This is a genomic window from Streptosporangium sp. NPDC002721, from assembly GCF_042888905.1.
Classification (GTDB): domain Bacteria; phylum Actinomycetota; class Actinomycetes; order Streptosporangiales; family Streptosporangiaceae; genus Streptosporangium.
The window spans coordinates 115,575-132,961 of the sequence record NZ_JBIAQI010000012.1 but is presented as its reverse complement, the minus strand read 5'-3'; the positions used below and the strand labels follow the sequence as shown (position 1 = coordinate 132,961).

Annotated in this window: 16 protein-coding genes; 2 read left to right on the top strand and 14 right to left on the bottom strand. The window is 71.4% G+C overall.

From position 1 onward, the window contains the following. Positions 1-123: 123 nt before the first annotated feature. From purE to ACFYWM_RS18885, 3 genes are all read right to left on the bottom strand, one after another. Complete coding sequence (purE, locus tag ACFYWM_RS18895; protein WP_389916279.1) at positions 124-627, bottom strand: 5-(carboxyamino)imidazole ribonucleotide mutase; 504 nt, start codon at positions 625-627, stop codon at positions 124-126. A 240-nt stretch (positions 628-867) separates the two neighbouring features. Further along, positions 868-1,980, bottom strand: a complete 1,113-nt coding sequence (locus ACFYWM_RS18890) for a 5-(carboxyamino)imidazole ribonucleotide synthase (protein WP_389916527.1) — start codon at positions 1,978-1,980, stop codon at positions 868-870. Positions 1,981-2,353: 373 nt separating this feature from the next. Beyond that, on the bottom strand, positions 2,354-3,298 hold the full coding sequence (locus ACFYWM_RS18885) for a hypothetical protein (protein ID WP_389916277.1): 945 nt from the start codon (positions 3,296-3,298) through the stop codon (positions 2,354-2,356). Between the two features lie 295 nt (positions 3,299-3,593). On the opposite strand from ACFYWM_RS18885, the gene ACFYWM_RS18880 reads away from it, so the two are divergent. Continuing rightward, on the top strand, positions 3,594-4,151 hold the full coding sequence (locus tag ACFYWM_RS18880) for a GtrA family protein (protein ID WP_389916275.1): 558 nt from the start codon (positions 3,594-3,596) through the stop codon (positions 4,149-4,151). A gap of 58 nt (positions 4,152-4,209) precedes the next feature. On the opposite strand, the gene ACFYWM_RS18875 is transcribed toward ACFYWM_RS18880, so the two are convergent. From ACFYWM_RS18875 to ACFYWM_RS18835, 9 genes are all read right to left on the bottom strand, one after another. Beyond that, positions 4,210-5,487, bottom strand: a complete 1,278-nt coding sequence (locus tag ACFYWM_RS18875; RefSeq protein ID WP_389916273.1) for an ATP-binding protein — start codon at positions 5,485-5,487, stop codon at positions 4,210-4,212. Positions 5,488-5,490: 3 nt separating this feature from the next. Continuing rightward, a complete protein-coding gene (locus ACFYWM_RS18870; protein WP_012888073.1) occupies positions 5,491-6,159 on the bottom strand; it encodes a response regulator transcription factor in 669 nt (222 codons plus the stop codon). A 251-nt stretch (positions 6,160-6,410) separates the two neighbouring features. Then, complete coding sequence (gene bfr / locus ACFYWM_RS18865; RefSeq protein ID WP_350975370.1) at positions 6,411-6,893, bottom strand: bacterioferritin; 483 nt, start codon at positions 6,891-6,893, stop codon at positions 6,411-6,413. A 15-nt stretch (positions 6,894-6,908) separates the two neighbouring features. Next, complete coding sequence (locus ACFYWM_RS18860) at positions 6,909-7,088, bottom strand: (2Fe-2S)-binding protein (RefSeq protein WP_329425877.1); 180 nt, start codon at positions 7,086-7,088, stop codon at positions 6,909-6,911. Between the two features lie 210 nt (positions 7,089-7,298). Next, positions 7,299-7,916 carry an MBL fold metallo-hydrolase gene (locus ACFYWM_RS18855; RefSeq protein ID WP_389916270.1) on the bottom strand — a complete coding sequence of 206 codons (618 nt, stop codon included), beginning with the start codon at positions 7,914-7,916 and terminating at the stop codon, positions 7,299-7,301. Next, entirely contained in the window at positions 7,913-8,998 is a 1,086-nt protein-coding gene (locus ACFYWM_RS18850) for an S-(hydroxymethyl)mycothiol dehydrogenase (protein ID WP_389916525.1), read from the bottom strand. Before ACFYWM_RS18850 ends, ACFYWM_RS18855 begins: the two co-directional genes overlap by 4 nt. Before the next feature lie 75 nt (positions 8,999-9,073). Then, the gene (locus tag ACFYWM_RS18845; protein WP_389916268.1) at positions 9,074-10,111 is read right to left on the bottom strand and encodes an adenylate/guanylate cyclase domain-containing protein; all 1,038 of its coding nucleotides are present in this window, start codon (positions 10,109-10,111) and stop codon (positions 9,074-9,076) included. A gap of 3 nt (positions 10,112-10,114) precedes the next feature. Beyond that, positions 10,115-10,633 carry a PH domain-containing protein gene (locus ACFYWM_RS18840; protein ID WP_389916266.1) on the bottom strand — a complete coding sequence of 173 codons (519 nt, stop codon included), beginning with the start codon at positions 10,631-10,633 and terminating at the stop codon, positions 10,115-10,117. A 33-nt stretch (positions 10,634-10,666) separates the two neighbouring features. Next, on the bottom strand, positions 10,667-11,491 hold the full coding sequence (locus tag ACFYWM_RS18835) for a biotin--[acetyl-CoA-carboxylase] ligase (protein WP_389916264.1): 825 nt from the start codon (positions 11,489-11,491) through the stop codon (positions 10,667-10,669). Between the two features lie 153 nt (positions 11,492-11,644). Between ACFYWM_RS18835 and fdhD the strand changes: the two genes are divergently transcribed. Then, the gene (gene fdhD, locus ACFYWM_RS18830; RefSeq protein WP_389916262.1) at positions 11,645-12,727 is read left to right on the top strand and encodes a formate dehydrogenase accessory sulfurtransferase FdhD; all 1,083 of its coding nucleotides are present in this window, start codon (positions 11,645-11,647) and stop codon (positions 12,725-12,727) included. Between the two features lie 166 nt (positions 12,728-12,893). On the opposite strand, the gene ACFYWM_RS18825 is transcribed toward fdhD, so the two are convergent. Next, entirely contained in the window at positions 12,894-15,530 is a 2,637-nt protein-coding gene (locus ACFYWM_RS18825) for a phosphoenolpyruvate carboxylase (RefSeq protein ID WP_389916260.1), read from the bottom strand. A 181-nt stretch (positions 15,531-15,711) separates the two neighbouring features. Next, a complete protein-coding gene (locus tag ACFYWM_RS18820) occupies positions 15,712-17,337 on the bottom strand; it encodes a hypothetical protein (RefSeq protein ID WP_389916258.1) in 1,626 nt (541 codons plus the stop codon). Positions 17,338-17,387: the final 50 nt, after the last annotated feature.

The window sequence follows — 17,387 nt, the reverse complement described above, 5'->3', positions numbered from 1 at the left end:
GAGGATGGCGCGGATAGCGTTCCTCATGGTTCTCGACCTCCAAGCTATTTGGAGATCTTCCCCTTCCCGCCGTGCCCTCTTCTATCCGCGATGCTGTCGAGCTATCGGTCAAAAGTGGTGATATCAGGCGCCGAGCTGGGCGGCCTCGGCCCGAAGTTTCTCGCCCTTGGCGTGGGCTTGATCCTTGAGAGCGAGCTGGAACGCCTCCATCCTCGCCCGCAGGCCCTCGTCGGCGGCGGCGAGGATCCGCACGGCCAGCAGTCCCGCGTTGCGGGCGCCCCCGACGGCGACGGTCGCGACGGGGACCCCCGCGGGCATCTGGACGATCGACAGGAGCGAGTCGAGACCGTCGAGATACTTCAGCGGGACGGGGACACCGATCACCGGCAGCGGGGTCACCGACGCGAGCATGCCCGGCAGGTGGGCGGCTCCCCCGGCACCCGCGATGATCACCTTCAGCCCGCGCCCGGCCGCCCCCGCGCCGTACGCGATCATCTCCTCGGGCATGCGGTGCGCGGAGACCACGTCGGCCTCGAACGCCACCCCGAACTCGGCCAGCGCCTCGGCGGCGAGTTTCATCACCGGCCAGTCGGAGTCGCTGCCCATGACGATGCCGACGGTGGTCATTGCGTCTCCTTTGCCTCGCGGCCCGGGGGCCGCGCGCGTTCGCGGTGGTGCCGTGGTCACGCCGGTGCGGCGCTCTCGGTGGTACGGGGCCCCGGAGGGGACTCCGGGGACTCCGGGGACTCCGGGGACTCCGGGGACTCCGGGGACTCCGGACGGCCCGGTGCCCTTTCGGGGGCATGGCGACTTACGGACTTTGGGTGGTCCCGGCGCCTCGGCGGGCCGGAAAGTCGAGCCGTCGGCTCAGGTGTATCTTCCCTCGGTGAGGTAGACGGCGGCGTGCCGGGCGCGCTCGCGGACCTCGTCCAGGTCGGTGCCCATCGCGGTGACGTGACCGATCTTGCGGCCCGGCCGCACCTCCTTGCCGTAGAAGTGGACCTTGATGCCCGGGTCGTGGGCCATCACGTGCTCGTACCGGGAGAAGATGTCGGGGTCGTCGCCGCCCAGGAGGTTGGCCATCACCACCACGGGGGCGGTCGGCGCGGGCGACCCGAGCGGGAGGTCGAGGATCGCGCGCAGGTGCTGCTCGTACTGGGAGGTGCGGGCCCCGTCGATCGTCCAGTGGCCGCTGTTGTGCGGGCGCATGGCCAGCTCGTTCACCACCAGCCCCGAGGAGGTGGCGAACATCTCCACGGCCAGCAGCCCGGTCACGCCCAGCTCCTTGGCGATGGTCAGGGCGATCCGCTGGGCCACCGCGGCCCATTCGGGGTCGAGGCCGGGGGCCGGGGCGAGCACCTCGACGCAGATGCCGTCGCGCTGGACGGTCTCCACCACCGGGTAGCTGACCCCCTGCCCGTGCGGCGACCTGGCGACCAGCACGGCGAGCTCCCGCTCGAACGGCACGAACCCCTCGGCCATCAGCGGAACGCCTGAGGCCAGGACCTCGGTCGCGTCGTCCGCGGAGCGGCAGACCCAGACCCCGCGCCCGTCGTAGCCGCCCCGGACCGCCTTGAGCACGACCGGCCAGCCGTTCTCCGCGGCGAACTCCTCGACGTCGGCGGCCGTCTCGATCCGCCGCCAGGGCGGGCAGGGAACGCCGATCGCGGTCAGCCGTTCGCGCATCACCGCCTTGTCCTGGGCGTGGACGAGCGCGTCGGCCCCGGGGTGCACGGCGAAGCCGTCCTCGGCCAGGGCGCGGACGTGCTCGGTGGGCACGTGCTCGTGGTCGAAGGTGACCGCGTCACATCCCTTGGCGAGGTCGCGCAGGTCGGCCAGGGAACGGTAGTCGCCCAGACGCACGTCGGCGATCACGCGGGCGGCGCTCTCGTCGGGCGAGTTGGCCAGGACTCTCAGCTCGACACCGAGGGCGATGGCCGCCTGCTGGGTCATCCGGGCCAGCTGGCCCGCTCCGATCATGCCGACGACGGGGCCGATGGGACCGGCCAAAGAAGGGCTGCTCACAGGGGTCAAGTTTACTGTCACGCGGTACGGGACCAGGCGGTGGGCGGATGACGGGCGACCGCGGGCGGTCTGCGGGCCGTCCGCAGGCGGTCCGCGAGCGGTCTGCGGGCCGTCGGAAGGCGCCGTACCGGGGACCGGCCGAGGCCGATTGGGACCTGAGGAGCGAACAGGGCCCACGGGAGCCTGCCGATGAACGACCGGCGACCGAGACCGGCCGGAGACCGGCCCAGGAGCGACCCGAGCCACGCGGAACCGGCCCGGAGGCGACCGGGAGCGAGGGACGACCGAAACACCGGCAGGGAATCCGAGAACGGCCGTCCGGGGACGCTCAGTCCGCCGTGAGGGTGGCGAGGCCGCGGCGCATGCCCGCCGTGGCGAGTTTGGAGCCGCTGCCGATGGTCTCGGTGGCGACGAGCACGACCTCGGTCCCGGTCAGTTTCGCGGTCCTGGTCCTGCCGGTGAAGCCACGCAGGTCGGTCCTGCCGTAGATGGGACGGGCCAGCGAGGAGCGGCCCGGACGGGCCCTCTGCCGGTACTCGATCTCCAGGGCGTGGATGACCAGGGCGCCCCCGGTGGGCAGCATCAACGCGCGCTGCGGGCCGACGAGCAGGCGGACGTCGGCGGTGAGGCGGTCGGGCCGTACGCGCGACGGACGTTCGAACAGGTCGTCGAAGAGACCCCGGACCGGGTCACCCTTGGGGAAGGTCACCCCGCTCACCCCGACGGGGTCGGTCAGGTAGGCCAGGTAGCGCTGCGGCACGAGCCGGGCCTTGACCCCCGCCACGGGGTCGTCGGTGGGGACCGCGCCCTCGGTCGGCTCGCGGGGCTCGCCCCGGACCGGGATGGGACCGGCGCCGAGCCGCCACTCGCCCTCCTCCTGGAGGAACAGGAAGTAGGCCGGGTCGGGCTCGCGGGCCAGGGCGACGAACCAGCGGTCCTGGCCGGCGACGCCGGGCAGGTACATCTCCACGTCGGTGTAGGACTTCCTGGCGGGGGCCGGGCGGCCGTTCCGGGTCGCCTCACAGGCACGACCGCCCAGCGCTCTCTCCGCCCAGGTGGTGAGCTTCTCGACGGTCGCGCAGTCCCGGTCGCGCCAGGCGTCGTCGAGCCTTCCCAGCAGCTCGAAGGCCTTTGACGCCTCGGCGAGCTCCACCCCGGCGGACGCCTCTCGCGACGGGCCGGTCTCGGGGACGGTGTCAGGCGTGCCGCTCCGCGCGCCGCAGCCGGTCGTCATCGACAGACAGAGGATCAGGGCGAGGAGTCGGCGGCGCAAGGGTTGATCCCCGGGGTAGTGGCCGTCGCGTGCGGCAGTCCGTCTGGACCGATCACGGGAGGCGGAGGTTGCCGGGGCTTCCCGTGGTCTACGGGCTCAGCGTAACGCCAGCACCCCTATTTATCCGGGGTTATACGACATTTGCAGAAAAAGTACCTGCTGACTGCTATGGACGTCGGCGAGTCAACCTCGCACGGATCACGTCTCCTCACCGGTAGCCTGGCCCGAAGAGTGTTCGAGGTCCTCCGACGTGGCGGATCGCGCAGCCGACCCCCGAAAGGACCGGGCAGGAAACGTGGAGTTTCTCCGACACGCCTACCGGCGGCTCGCCGAGCTGGCCCGAGAGCTGGCGAAGTTCGGGACGATCGGCGCGGTCGCCTTCGTGATCGACACCGGTGGCACCAACCTGCTCCGGTTCGGCCTCGACTGGGGACCGCTCACCTCCAAGGTCATCGCCACGATCGTCGCGGCCACCTTCGCCTACCTCGGCAACCGCTACTGGACCTTCAGGCACCGCGAGCAGAGCGGCCTGGCCCGCGAATACTTCCTGTTCTTCGTCCTCAACGGCATCGGCCTACTGATCTCGCTGTTGGTGATCGGTTTCGTGACCTACACCCTGGGCCTGCAGGACGCGCTGAGTTACAACATCGCCCTGCTCACCGGCACCGCCCTCGGGACCCTGTTCAGGTTCTGGTCGTACAAGAAGTGGGTCTTCCTGCCCGGCGCGCCGCCCGAGGCCGTCCCCGACACCCCGCCGAGCCGGCCGGCGGCACCGAACAGCCAGGTCAACGGCCACATGTATCTCCTGAACAAGACCTCGGAGGAGAACGCGCCGCCCCCCGGCCCGCGCTGACCCTCCCCCGCTCGCGACCGGGGGCCACGCGCTCCCGGAGCCCCGGCGAAGGCGCCGCTCAGGCGGGCCCGCGCACGACGCGGTTCCTGCCAGGCTCGCCCACCTGCCGCAGGAAGAACGCGAACGCCGCCGGGCGCGACCGTACGAGCTCCAGGCGCCCCCCGTCGGCGGCGGCCAGCGCCCTGGCGAGGGGCAGGCCGAGACCCGTGCTGCCGCGCCCGCTCACGTTCCGCTCGAAGACCCTGGGGGCCAGCTCGTCGGGGATGCCGCTCCCCTGGTCCGCGACCTCGATCACGATGGACCTGTCCCTGGCACTGGTGGTGACCGTCACCGTGCCGCCGCCGTGCTCCAGCGAGTTCTCCAGCAGGGTGGAGATCACCTGGCCGATGCCGCCGCCGGTGCCCAGCGCCTGGAGGCCGCGCGTGCCGACCAGGCTCAGCCGCCGCCCGGCCCTGCGGAACGCCGGGCCCCACTCGATGAACTGCTGATCGAGCAGCACGTCGAGCTCGACGATCTCGGACTGCGCCTGACGCTGCCGTCTGGCGGTGGCCAGCAGCTCGTCGATCACGGCGGTGAGCCGCTCGGCCTGCACGATGGCGGCCTCGCCCTCCTCCTTGACGATCCCCGGCTCGTCGGCGGCGGCGACGATCTCCTCAAGTCTCATGGTCAGGCCGGTGAGCGGGGTACGGAGCTGGTGGGAGGCGTCGGTCGCGAACTCCCGCTCCCTGGCCAGGAGGTCGGAGATGCGGGTCGCGCTGCGGTCGAGCACCTCGGCCACCCGATCGAGCTCCTGGATGCCGTAACGGTGCTTGCTCGGTCTGGCGTCACCGGACCCGAGCCGCTCAGCGATCATCGCAAGGTCGCTGAGCGGTAACGTCAGGCGGCGCGACTGCACTATGGCGAGCCCGACCGCGACCGCGAGGGCAGCCGCGGCGAGTCCCAGGATGAGGAACAACCACGCGCGGACCTCACGCTCCACTCCCGTCTTGTCCCGGCTGACCGCGACGTACACGCCGTTCTCCGACTGCGCGTCCTCGGTCATCTTCTGGCTCTCGGGGGGCTCGGTGCCCACCGTGATCACCTGGGGGGGCGTCCCCTTCGCATAGATCTGGATGTAGAGATCGGAATACTTGCGTTCCAGCTGTTGCTCGTCGACGGGCTGGTCCTGGATCCGGGCGTACTCGACCTCCCCCAGCAGGCTTTTGGCATGGGAGGAGAGTTCCTGGGTCGCCTCCTCCTCGATGAGCCGGTTGACCGCCACACCGAGAGGAATACCGAGCAGCAACACCCCGATGACCGCGACGAGGAGAGTTGAGGAGAGCAGGCGGCGGCGCATCTCCTACTCGCGCTCGAACCTGAAGCCGACTCCTCGAACGGTTGTGATGTATCGGGGCTTGGCGGCGTCGTCACCGAGTTTGCGGCGTAGCCACGAGATGTGCATGTCCAGGGTCTTGGTCGACCCCCACCAGTTGGTGTCCCACACCTCGCGCATGATCTGCTCCCGGGTGACCACCTTTCCGGCGTCGCGGACCAGGACCCTGAGCAGGTCGAATTCCTTCGTGGTCAGATGCAGCTCCTTGTCTCCCATCCACGCGCGGCGGGAGTCGGCGTCGATGCGCACGCCCTGGACCACGGGCGTCTCGGACGTGCCGCGCCGCAGCAGCGCGCGGACGCGCGCCAGCAGCTCGGCAAGGCGGAACGGCTTGGTGACGTAGTCGTCGGCCCCCGCGTCGAGGCCCACCACCGTGTCGACCTCGTCGACGCGGGCGGTGAGGATCAGCACGGGAGTTCCGTGGCCCTCGGCGCGGATGCGCCGGGCCACCTCCAGGCCGTCCATCTCGGGCAGGCCCAGGTCGAGAACGATCAGGTCGATGCCACCTGACAGAGCCCGCTCCAGAGCCTGCGGGCCGTCAGGGCTCACCTCTACTTGATAACCCTCTCGGCGCAGGGCTCGCGCCAGTGGCTCGGAAATCGAGGTGTCATCCTCGGCGAGTAGTACACAGGTCATGTTGCGATCGTAGGACCTTAGGGGATCGTTTCCCCGGTACAGCGCGCGGTTTGACTCGTCGTTGACCTATCCATTGACCTGGGCAAACACTGATAAATCCCGGATAGTCATCCCGCAACGGCCGGGGGCCACGGAGTAGGTCTCCCGCATTGGAAGTCCCTGGAAAGCACAGGCTCACCAAAGGTTGGACCGACAAAACAGAACACGCCCTACCGGAAGGGATCCGGCGGGCGTGTTCTGCTCGATTCACCTCAAGACGCCGACGGCGGCTCGGTGTAGCGGGCGAGGTAGAGCTGCTCCCCGAGGCTCCCGATGAGACCCAGCTCGGTCTCCAGGTAGTCGATGTGGTGCTCCTCGTCGGCGAGGATCTCCTCGAAGAGGCGGGCCGAGGTGGCGTCGCCCTTCTCCCGCATCAGGGTGATGGCCGGCTTCAGCCGGGTGACCACCTCCAGCTCGACGTCCAGGTCGGCGCGGAGCTGCTCGGCGACGGTCTGGCCGATGTGCAGGGTGCCCAGCTTCTGGTAGTTGGGCAGGCCCTCGAGGAAGAGGATGCGGTCGGTCAGCTTCTCCGCGTGGCGCATCTCGTCGATGGACTCTTCGCGGGTGTATTTGGCCAGCCTGGTATATCCCCAGTTCTCCTGCATCTTGGCGTGCAGGAAGTACTGGTTGATCGCGGTCAGCTCCGCGGTCAGCTGCTCGTTGAGCAGTTCGATGATTTTCTTGTCGCCCTGCATGGCGGGCTCCTCGTGCTATGCGGTCGGCATCAAATCTTCGGACCGCTTTAGGATCGCACAGATTTTTCGCACGCAAGAAGCGCAGTCGCCGCCGGCACCCGTGGCATCGCGGATCTGGCGCGCACTCTTCGCACCTGCCGAGATGCAGTCGTGCACCTCGTTCTCGGTGACCGCGCGGCAGACGCATACGTACACGGGGGCGTGACCTCTCTGGAGACTACCATAGGTTAGGCACACCTAAATTAGCTCATTTGGTAAGGCTTGCCTATGTGAACTAAGACACAAAGCCTTAATTTCATCGTCACGAGCATGAAGCGCTCGTCTAGGAAATTCCTTCTCGAACACACGAAAACGCCCCGGCCGGGGCCGGGGCGCATGATCGGGTGAGGCGTGACGGGACGCGACTCAGTGGCCTCTGGCCAGCCATTCCTCCAGGTGGCCCGCCTCGGCGCCGATGGAGGTGGAGTCGCCGTGACCGGTGTGCACGGCCGTCCCCGGCGGCAGGGTCAGCAGCCGCCCCTTGATCGACTCGATGATCGTGCCGAAGGAGGAGAAGGACCGCCCCGTCGCGCCGGGGCCGCCGTTGAACAGGGTGTCGCCGGTGAAGACCGCGCCGATGTCGGCCCCGTACAGGCAGACCGCGCCCGGGGCGTGGCCGGGCGTGTGCAGCGCGGTCAGCTCGATCCCCCCGGCCGAGAGCACCTGCCCGTCCTCGATCGGGGTGTACGGCAGGTCGGTGTAGACCATCTCCCACAGCACCTGGTCGGCCGGGTGGAGCAGGACCGGCGCGCCCGTCCGCGCGGCGAGGTCGGCCGCCGCGTCGATGTGGTCGTTGTGCGCGTGGGTGCAGACGATCGCCTTGACCTCTCGGTCACCGACCCGCTCGGCGATCGCGGCGGCGTCGTGCGCGGCGTCGACGACGAGGACCTCGCTGGCCGAGCCGACGATCCAGACGTTGTTGTCGACGTCCCACGTCCCGCCGTCCAGCGAGAACGTGCCTGAGGTGACGACCTTGTCGATCACAGGATCACCACCGAGCGCAGGACCTCGCCGCGGTGCATCCTGGCGAAGGCCTCCTCGACGTCGCCGATGCCGATCGTCTCGGAGACGAAGCGGTCGAGGTCGAGCCGTCCCTGCAGGTAGAGGTCGATGAGCAGCGGGAAGTCGCGGCTGGGCAGGCAGTCGCCGTACCAGGAGGACTTCAGCGCGCCGCCCCGGCCGAAGACGTCCAGCAGCGGCAGTTCCAGCTTCATGTCCGGGGTGGGCACCCCGACCAGGACCACGGTCCCGGCCAGGTCGCGGGCGTAGAAGGCCTGCTCGTAGGTCTCGGGGCGGCCGACCGCCTCGATGACCACGTCGGCGCCGTTGCCGCCGGTGAGCTCCTTGACCGTCTCGACCACGTCGGCGGTGCGGGAGTTGACCGTGTGGGTGGCGCCGAAGTCCTTGGCCCAGCCGAGCTTGCGGTCGTCCACGTCCACCGCGATGATCTTCGAGGCGCCCGCCAGCCGGGCCCCCAGGATGGCCGCGTCGCCGACGCCGCCGCACCCGATGACCGCCACGCTGTCGCCGCGGGTCACCCCGCCGGTGTTGATCGCGGCGCCGATGCCGGCCATCACGCCGCAGCCCAGCAGCCCGGCCACCTTCGCCGGGGCCGACGGGTCGACCTTGGTGCACTGCCCGGCCGCGACCAGGGTCTTCTCGATGAAGGCGCCGATGCCCAGGGCCGGGCTGAGCGGCGTGCCGTCCTCCAGGGTCATCTTCTGCTTGGCGTTGTGGGTGTTGAAGCAGTACCAGGGACGGCCCCGCAGGCACGCCCGGCAGTCGCCGCACACGGCCCGCCAGTTCAGGATCACGAAGTCGCCGGGCGCCACCTCGGTGACGCCCTCACCGACGGCCTCGACCACCCCGGCGGCCTCGTGCCCGAGCAGGAACGGGAACTCGTCGTTGATGCCGCCCTCGCGGTAGTGCAGGTCCGTGTGGCAGACACCACAGGCCTGGACCGTCACCACGGCCTCGCCGGGGCCCGGATCGGGCACGATAACGGTCTCCAGCGAGACGGGCTCGCCCTTGCCACGCGCGACCACGCCTTGCACGGTGTACGGCATGTCCTGCACCTCATCTGTCATGGTTTCGGCCCTCGCGGGCCCGCTTACCGGTTGAGCGGTCCTGGGCGCCCGGCCTCAATGATTACCAGCCCGGCGCAACACGTACGGCTGCACCACCCCCAGGCCCCGGGCCGGGCGCTGGCGGATGCGGCCGACCTCGACGCCGGGCGCGTCCTTCAGCGCCTCGGCCAGCCTGTCGTCGGCGACGACGGTGCCCGGACGGGCGATGGCGGTGAGCCTGGCCGCCAGGTTCACCGTGGTGCCGAAGACGTCTCCCATGATCGGCAGCACCGGGCCGTACGCCAGCCCGATCCGCACGTCGGGTCCGTACCGGCGGATCGCGCCGACCAGGTCCAAGGCGATCGTCGCGGCCGTCCTCGGGTCGGCCGCGGTGAAGAACACCTCGTCGCCGAGCGTCTTGACCATCCGTCCCCCGTGCTCGGCGACGACGTCGGAGGCCCGCGACTCGAAGCCCTCGACCAGCTCGGCCAGGCCCCGTTCGTCCAGCTCGCGGGAGACACGGGTGAAGGAGACCATGTCGGCGAAGCCCACCGCGAGGGTGATCCGGGTCGGCGCGAGGTCGTCGCTGATGTCGGCGAGCGTCAGCAGGCGGGTCCCGGCGGCGGCGAGCTGGGCGCGCCAGACATGGAGCAGCATCTGCTCGAAGTCGGGGAGCAGCCTGCCCGAGGTCTCCATGACCGCCGCCAGGTCCTCGTCGGTGGGCCGGCGCCCGGGGTCGAGCATGGCGCCGATCATGATCTCGGCCTGCCACTGGGCGAGCCTCGCGGTCGTCTGGCCGAGTGCCCTCGCCATCCGGATGACGGTCCGGTCGTCCAGCAGGCCGCCCTCCATCATCGCCCGGACCCGTTCCAGCACGGCCACGTCCGCGTCGGTGAAGGCCACGGTGTCGTCGGGGAGCGTGGCGAAGCCCAGCGCGCGCCAGATCCGCTCGGTGAGCTCCTGCGGCAGCCGGGCGAGGCTCGCCACCTGGATCCGGGTGTAGCGGGGCGGGGCGCCGACGAAGAGACGCTTGATCTGCGCGGCCGTCGGGCGCCCGGCGGGGACCTCCGCCTCGTCCCCGCCCTCCCCCAGGCCCAGGAGATCAGGTCCCATGGGTCACCGCCCGCCGGGTTCCGAGGGCTCCCCGTCGGCCGCGTCGTCGATCGCGCGGAACAGCTCGGCCCGCACCTCCTGGATCCGGGGGATGTCCCGCAGCGTGATCCGGCCGTGGTCGCCCGCCGACTCGACGACCAGCGTGCCTGAGCCGAAGAGCCTCTCCACGAGGGTCTGGTCGGCGCTGACCGTGTTCACCTTGGCCATCGGGATGTCGTCGACGGACGTGTTCAGCACCCCCGTGCCGATGGTGAAACGGTGCGAGGTGAGGACGTAGGAGGTGTTCTTCCAGCGCAGGTACGGGATGAACGACCACACGGTCAGCAGGCCGACGGCGACCACGGCCACCGCGACGAGCGCGTAGGACCGGTACTCGAAGTCGGGCATGAGGAAAAGAGCGGCACCGGAGCCCACGATGATCAGGATCAACGCGAGGAACGGGCCGATAAGTCGCTTCCAGTGAGGGTGGAACGACCTGATCCGTCGCTCCCCCTCCGTCATGTGGTGATCGGGTAGACCCATGGGGCAAATCGTGGCACGCCTTCATGCCCCCCGTCATGAACTGTGAGGTCGAACATGCACGACGTCACCCGCGCTGAGGGTGTGCTCCTCCCCCTTGGCGTCGACGACCAGGCGCCCGACGCGGTCGACACCGGTGGCGGTGCCGGTGAGCACCCGCTCGCCGGGCAGCTCCACCCTGACCTCCCGCCCGACCGTGGCGCTGCTCGCGAGGTAGGCGGCCCGCAGGCCGCAGGCCTCGACGTCGCCGTTCGCCTCCGACCACTCGCGGTAGTGGGTCTCGATCTCCCGCAGCACCGCGCGCAGGATCGGGTCGCGGTCGACGCAGGCGGCCTCCTCGATGACCAGGGAGGTGGCGGTCTCCACCGGCAGCTCCTCGGGGCGCACGCTCACGTTGAGCCCGACGCCCACGATCACCGCGCTGTCGATCCGCTCGGCGAGCACCCCGGCGAGCTTGCGCTCGCCGATCAGCAGGTCGTTGGGCCACTTGAGCCGTACGTCGACCTCGGCGACCTTCCGCACGGCCGAGGCGACCGCCAGGCCGACGAGCAGGGGCAGCCACCCCTGCTCGGACAGGGGCGGGTCGGGCCGCAGGAGGATCGAGAACGTCAGGCTCGAACGCGGCGGAGCGCTCCAGACACGGCCGAGCCTGCCGCGTCCGGCGAACTGGGACTCGGCGACGACGACGGCGCCCTGCCGCGCGCCGTCGCGGACGGCGTGCGCGAGATCGGCGTTGGTCGAGCCGGTCCTGTCGACCACGGAGATGCCGGACCAGAGTCCACCGGGACGGACCAGCGCGCGGGTGAGCGCCGCCTGGGAGAGCGGCGGGCGGTCGAGATCAGTGAAGGGCGAGTCGAGCACTTAGCCATCTTGCCTCCGCTAACGACCCCCTGTTACCGAATTAATCCAATGGCCAGGGAATACTGTTGTCGAAGTCCGGGGCGGCGGGCAAGGAACGGCTTTCGGGCGGGGTGGTGAACCGTCCGGACGGCCGCGAAAAGAAATGATGAGCGCATGAGCAGACATCTCCCCGCACGCGACGGCGCCGACGTGGAGGACGCTCCGGGCCCGGCGGCGGGCCCGCGCCCTGCGGAGGAGCCGGACCTCGCGCCGGAGCTCACGGCGAATTCGGAACCCGCGGTGGAGCCGGAGCTCGCGCCGGAGCCGGAGCTCACGGCGCACCCGGAACTCTCGGTGGAGCCGGGACCCGCGGTGGAGCCGGGACCCGCGGTGGAGCCGGGCTTCGAGGTGGTGGAGGCCGTGCGGAGGCCGGGGCCGACCACCCGGGCGCGGGTCGGGCAGATGCGCTCGGGGACGATCCACGAGCGCCGCGACGACCTGGCCACCGAGGAGCCGCTGGAGATCCGCGTCCAGGCGGGCGAGGAGCGCCGCACGGTCGCGATCACCATGCGCACCCCCGGCCACGACTTCGAGCTGGCCGCCGGGTTCCTGTACGGCGAGGGCGTCGCGGCCCCGGCGGACATCGCCTCCATCGCCTACTGCGTCGACGAGGACGTGCCACCGGAGGCGCGCTACAACACGGTGACCGTACGGCTGCGCGGCGGGCTGCCCGACCTGCCCTCGCTCGACCGGCACTTCGTGACGTCGAGCGCGTGCGGCGTCTGCGGCACCGCGAGCCTCGACGCCCTGCGCGGCCGCTGCTCACCACTGCCTGATCAGGAGGACGTGCTGGTCTCCCCCGAGGTCCTGTACGGCCTCCCCGAGAGGCTGAGAAGCGCCCAGGGGATCTTCGGCAAGACCGGCGGGCTGCACGCGGCCGGCCTGTTCACCGCCGGGGGCGAGCCGCTCGCGGTCCGCGAGGACGTGGGGCGGCACAACGCCCTGGACAAGCTGGTCGGCTGGGCGATGATGACCGGGAGGCTGCCGCTGGCCGGGTACGTGCTCATGGTCAGCGGGCGGACCAGCTACGAGATCATGCAGAAGGCCCTCACCGCGGGCCTGCCGGTCGTCTGCGCGGTCTCCGCGCCGTCCTCGCTCGCCGTCGACCTGGCCAGGGAGTTCGGGATGACCCTGGTCGGCTTCCTGCGCGAGGAGCGCTTCAACCTCTACGCCGGGGCGCACCGCATCGGCCGCTGAAACTCTCAGACCATCCCGGAACACCCCGTACCGGCCCCTGAGCGGCCCGCTGAGGCCCCCGGGCGTCCGTCCAGGTGGCGGAAGTCCACTCCTGTCACGAATCGCCCATAACGGCTTCTGGGCCGTCCGCCCGCGGCCGGGGAGGTCCCGGCCGCGGGCTCGCGGGTCATCCGGTGTTCTGCAGGCCCGCCGCGACGCCGTTGACCGACAGGAGCAGCAGCGTGGACAGGCGCTCGCGCTCGCCCTCCGACAGCCCCTCGTCGGCGCGCAGGGTGGACAGGGCGCGCAGCTGCAGGTGGGAGAGCGCGTCCACGTACGGGTCGCGGAGCTGCACCGCGCGGGACAGGACCTTTCGGTCCTCCAGCAGCCGGGTATGGCCGGTGATCTCCAGGACCAGGCGGCGCGTCAGGTCGTACTCGGCCAGGACCTGCTCGACGAAGTCGTCCCTGGCGCCGAGCGCGAGGTAACGGGCGGCGATGTCGCGGTCGGTCTTGGCCAGCGACATCTCCACGTTGTCCAGCAGCGAGGCGAACAGCGGCCACTCGCGGTAGGCGGCGCGCAGCTCGTCCAGGCCCGCCTCGGAGATGACCGCCTCCAGGCCGCTGCCCAGGCCGTACCAGCCCGGCAGGTTGACCCGGGTCTGGGCCCAGGCGAACACCCACGGGATGGCCCGCAGGTCGTCCAGGGAGCGGGGCGCGCCGAGGCCACGCCGGGCCGGGCGTGAGCCCAGGCGGAGCGAGCCGATCTCCTCCAGCGGGCTGACCAGGGAGAACCACTCGGGGAAGCCGGGCGCCTCGGTCAGCCCCCGGTAGGCCCTCTCCGAGGCGGAGGCGACCCGCTCGGCCACCCCGCGGAAGCGCCCCGCCGCCTCGGCCGTACGGGCTTCGATGGAGGGGGTGGAGGCGAGCAGCACCGCCGAGGTGACCTGCTCCATGTGGCGGCGGGCGATGGCGTCGTGGCCGTAGCGGGCGAAGATGACCTCGCCCTGCTCGGTGACCTTGAACCTGCCGCCGACCGAGCCGGGGGCCTGCGCGAGCACGGCCCGGTTGGCCGGGCCGCCGCCCCGGCCCAGGGCGCCGCCCCGGCCGTGGAACAGCGTGAGCGGCACGTCGTGCTCGGCCGACCAGGCGGCCAGCGCCTCCTGGGCCTCGTACAGCTTCAGGGTCGCGGCGGCCGGGCCGAGCTCCTTGGCGGAGTCGGAGTAGCCGAGCATGACCTCCAGGCGCCGGTCGGCGGCGAGCCTGGCCTGTACGGCCGGGATCTCCAGCATCCCCGACAGGACGGCCGGCGCGGCGGCCAGGTCGGCGCCCGACTCGAACAGCGGGACCACGTCGAGCAGCGGCGCCCGGTCGCCCATCGCGTGCGCGGCCAGCGCGTGGACCGCGGCGATGTCGTCGGCCGAGCGGGTGAAGGAGACGACGTAGCGGGAGCAGGCGGTCACCCCGAACCGCTCCTGGATCCAGGCGATCGTGCGGATCGTGGCCAGGACCTCCTCGGTCCGCTCGGAGGCGCGCCCGGCGGCGATCTCCTCCAGCGCGGCGGCGTGGACCTGCGAGTGCTGACGGACCTCCAGCTCGGCCAGGTGGAAGCCGAACGTCTCCACCTGCCAGATGAGGTGCTGCAGCTCCCCGTACGCCTGCCGGTTCGCCCCCGCCCCGACCAGCGAGTCCTGGGCCGTGCGCAGGTCGGCCAGGAGCTGCTCCGGGGAGCGGTAGGCCAGGTCGAGGCCGCGCTGGCGGGTGGCCGCGATGCGGGCGGCGACGAACATCAGCCACTGCCGGTGCGGCTCCCTCGGGGAGCGGGTGGCCATCTCCGAGACCACGTCGGGGTGGTCGTTCACCGCGCTCGACAGCGCGGTCCGCAGCTCGGCGGAGGCGGGGGTGTAGTCGGCGGTGAGGGTCAGCGAGCGGCCGATCCTGAGCGTGGCGTTCTCCAGGGCGATCAGCACGTGCTCGGCCTGGATGAGCACGGCGTCCCTGGTCACCTTGGAGGTGACGTTGGGGTTGCCGTCGCGGTCGCCGCCGATCCAGCTGCCGTACCTGATGAAGGCGCGGGCCCGCGGCCTGCCGGTGCCGGCCCCGCCGCCGAGCGCGGCGTCCAGGGCGCGGTAGACCAGCGGGACCACCCGGAAGAGGGTCTCGTCGAAGGCCGCCATCGCGGTGCGGACCTCGTCCAGCGGGTCGAGCTTGGTGGACCGCAGCTGGGCGGTCCGCCACAGCAGGTCGATCTCCTCCAGCAGCCGCCGCCGGGTCTCCGCCCGCTCGGCCGCGCCCCTGTCTGAGCTGTTGTACGCGGAGAGCTGGCCGCTGATGCGCTGGATCGCGGTGACCACGGCGCGCCTGCGGGCCTCGGTGGGGTGCGCGGTCAGCACGGGGTGCAGGCGCAGCCCCTCGACCAGGTCGGCGACCTTGCCGTCGCCGAGCTCCTGGACCGCCTGGGCCAGGGACTCGGGCAGCGGCTCCTCGCCGGTGTCGCGAACCCGCAGGGTGCGGATCCTGAAGTGCTCCTCGGCGAGGTTCGCCAGATGGAAGTAGCAGGTGAACGCGCGGGCGATCTGCACCGCGCGGTCGATCGGCCACTCGGCCACCATCGCGGTGATCTCGTCGACCGACACCTGCTTTCTGCGGGCCCCGATGACGGCCTTTCTCAGCCGTTCGACATCGGCGAGCAGGTCATCGCCGCCATGCTCGGCGATGACCTGCCCCAGGAGCTCACCGAGCAGTCGCACGTCCGCGCGCAGCTCGTCGGGCATCTCGGTGACAGCGGTGGAACGCTCTGCCTGATGGGACACGGTGGCGGGCATGCCCGCCAGCGTACCCAGTCCGTTTTGTCGAGCGGAGACCGGTCTCACCCATTGGACTAGACCATTCGGGAGGCCGTTCACGGGCCATTCGGGAGGCCGTTCACGGGCCGTTCAGACCACCCCCGGCGGACTGTTCGGACCTCCCCCGGCGGGCCGTCCGGACGGCCCGCCGGGCGGGGTCTCAGGTGGCCGCGGAGGTCGCCTTCAGGAGGTCCGGATACCTGGCGAAGGCGATCTTCCCCGCCACCCTGCGGCCGCCCCAGGAGAGCAGCAGCCCGTACGCCACCGCCGGCACGCCGACCCAGGTGAGGCCGAACAGGACCGGCAGGACGATCGGCAGCGCGAGCAGGCCGGTGCCGATCAGCGCGGCGAACGACGCCGCGAAGGCGATGCCGCCCTGCCCGGGGGCCGCGCCGGTGAAGGCGTTCAGCCGCTCGGGCACGGTGTACGGCGTCAGCACGCTGGTCAGCGCGCCCACGCCGAGCCCGGCCCCGAGGACCCCCCAGGCGGTGAGCGTGGCCGGGACCGCCCAGGTGACGTTCCCGGCCAGCAGCGCCGCGACCGTGGCGAGCACGAGCAGCAGCGGGACCGCGATCGTCGCCATGGCCAGGTGCCGCCCGGCGATGTCGGTGCGCCAGTCGCGGTCGGTGCCGTAGGCGACGGCGTTCGTCCACAGGGAGCGGCCGTCGATGCCGAAGGCGTTGCACCCCTGGATGCTGATCATCAGCGCGCCGATGCAGGCGGGGAGGATCGCGAGGAAGCTCCCGGTCGCGCCCGCGTCGTTCCCGTGCATCGAGAAGGCCATGACGCCGGTGACCGCGACGGCGGCGAACCAGCCGACCCTGCCGCGCGGGTCACGGCGGGCGTACTTGAGCTCCTTGCCCGCGACCGCGGCGAGCGGGCCGTCGGGCAGGATCCTGTCCAGCAGGCCCTGGGAGTTGCGCACCGACGCGCCCTGGGTGGAGGCGTCGGAGGAGACCAGGGCGCGGCGCAGCGCGGCGATCCACAGCCATCCGGCCCCGGCGACCAGGGCGGCGAGCAGGGCCGCCCCCGCGACCGCCATGAGGCCGCCGTCGGCGACGGAGCGGGCCGCGATCCCGGAGGGGGTCCAGCTCAGCACCGAGGCGAGACCGTGCAGCACGGCCATCGGGTCGGCCGCCAGGCCGCCGTTGAGCAGCAGGTTGGGCAGCTGGGCCGCCAGGATGAAGAAGATCACCGAGACGGCCAGCACGTCGCGGCCCCTGCGGGTGCGCAGGATCCCCGACAGCGACGTGGTGACCAGCCGGGAGAGCACGACGCAGAGCGCGAAGTGGAGCAGCACCGCGACCAGGCCCAGGATCACCCCGCCGATCCCGGTGGCCAGGCCGACGACGGCCCCGGCCGTCACGGCCAGCGAGGCGAGCGGCCACACGCCGGTGACCGAGGCGGCGAACATGCCGGCGGCCAGCTGGCCGGTCCGCAGCGGGAACAGGGCCAGGCGCGACGGGTCGAGCGTGTCGTCCAGCCCGAACGCCAGCAGCGGCACGACCGCCCAGCCCACCAGGAAGACGGTGAACACCACGATCGCGGCGTCCAGCGCGACGTCGGCGGGCGCGAGGCGCAGCGTGGCCGTCAGCAGGAAACCGATGGAGCCGAAGAGGAACGCGGCGATCACCGTGAAGACGAACCCCAGCAGGCGCTCGGTGCTGCCGCTCAGGTTCCCGGCGACGAGCCGCAGCTTGAGCCGTACGAACACCATGGGCCCCACCCGCACGGCACCCGCGCCCGCCGCGCCTCCCGCGCCTGCCACATCCGCCGCGCCTGTCACGCTTATCGCGCCTCCGGTGCCTGTCTCGCCCACCGCACCCGCAGGGGCGG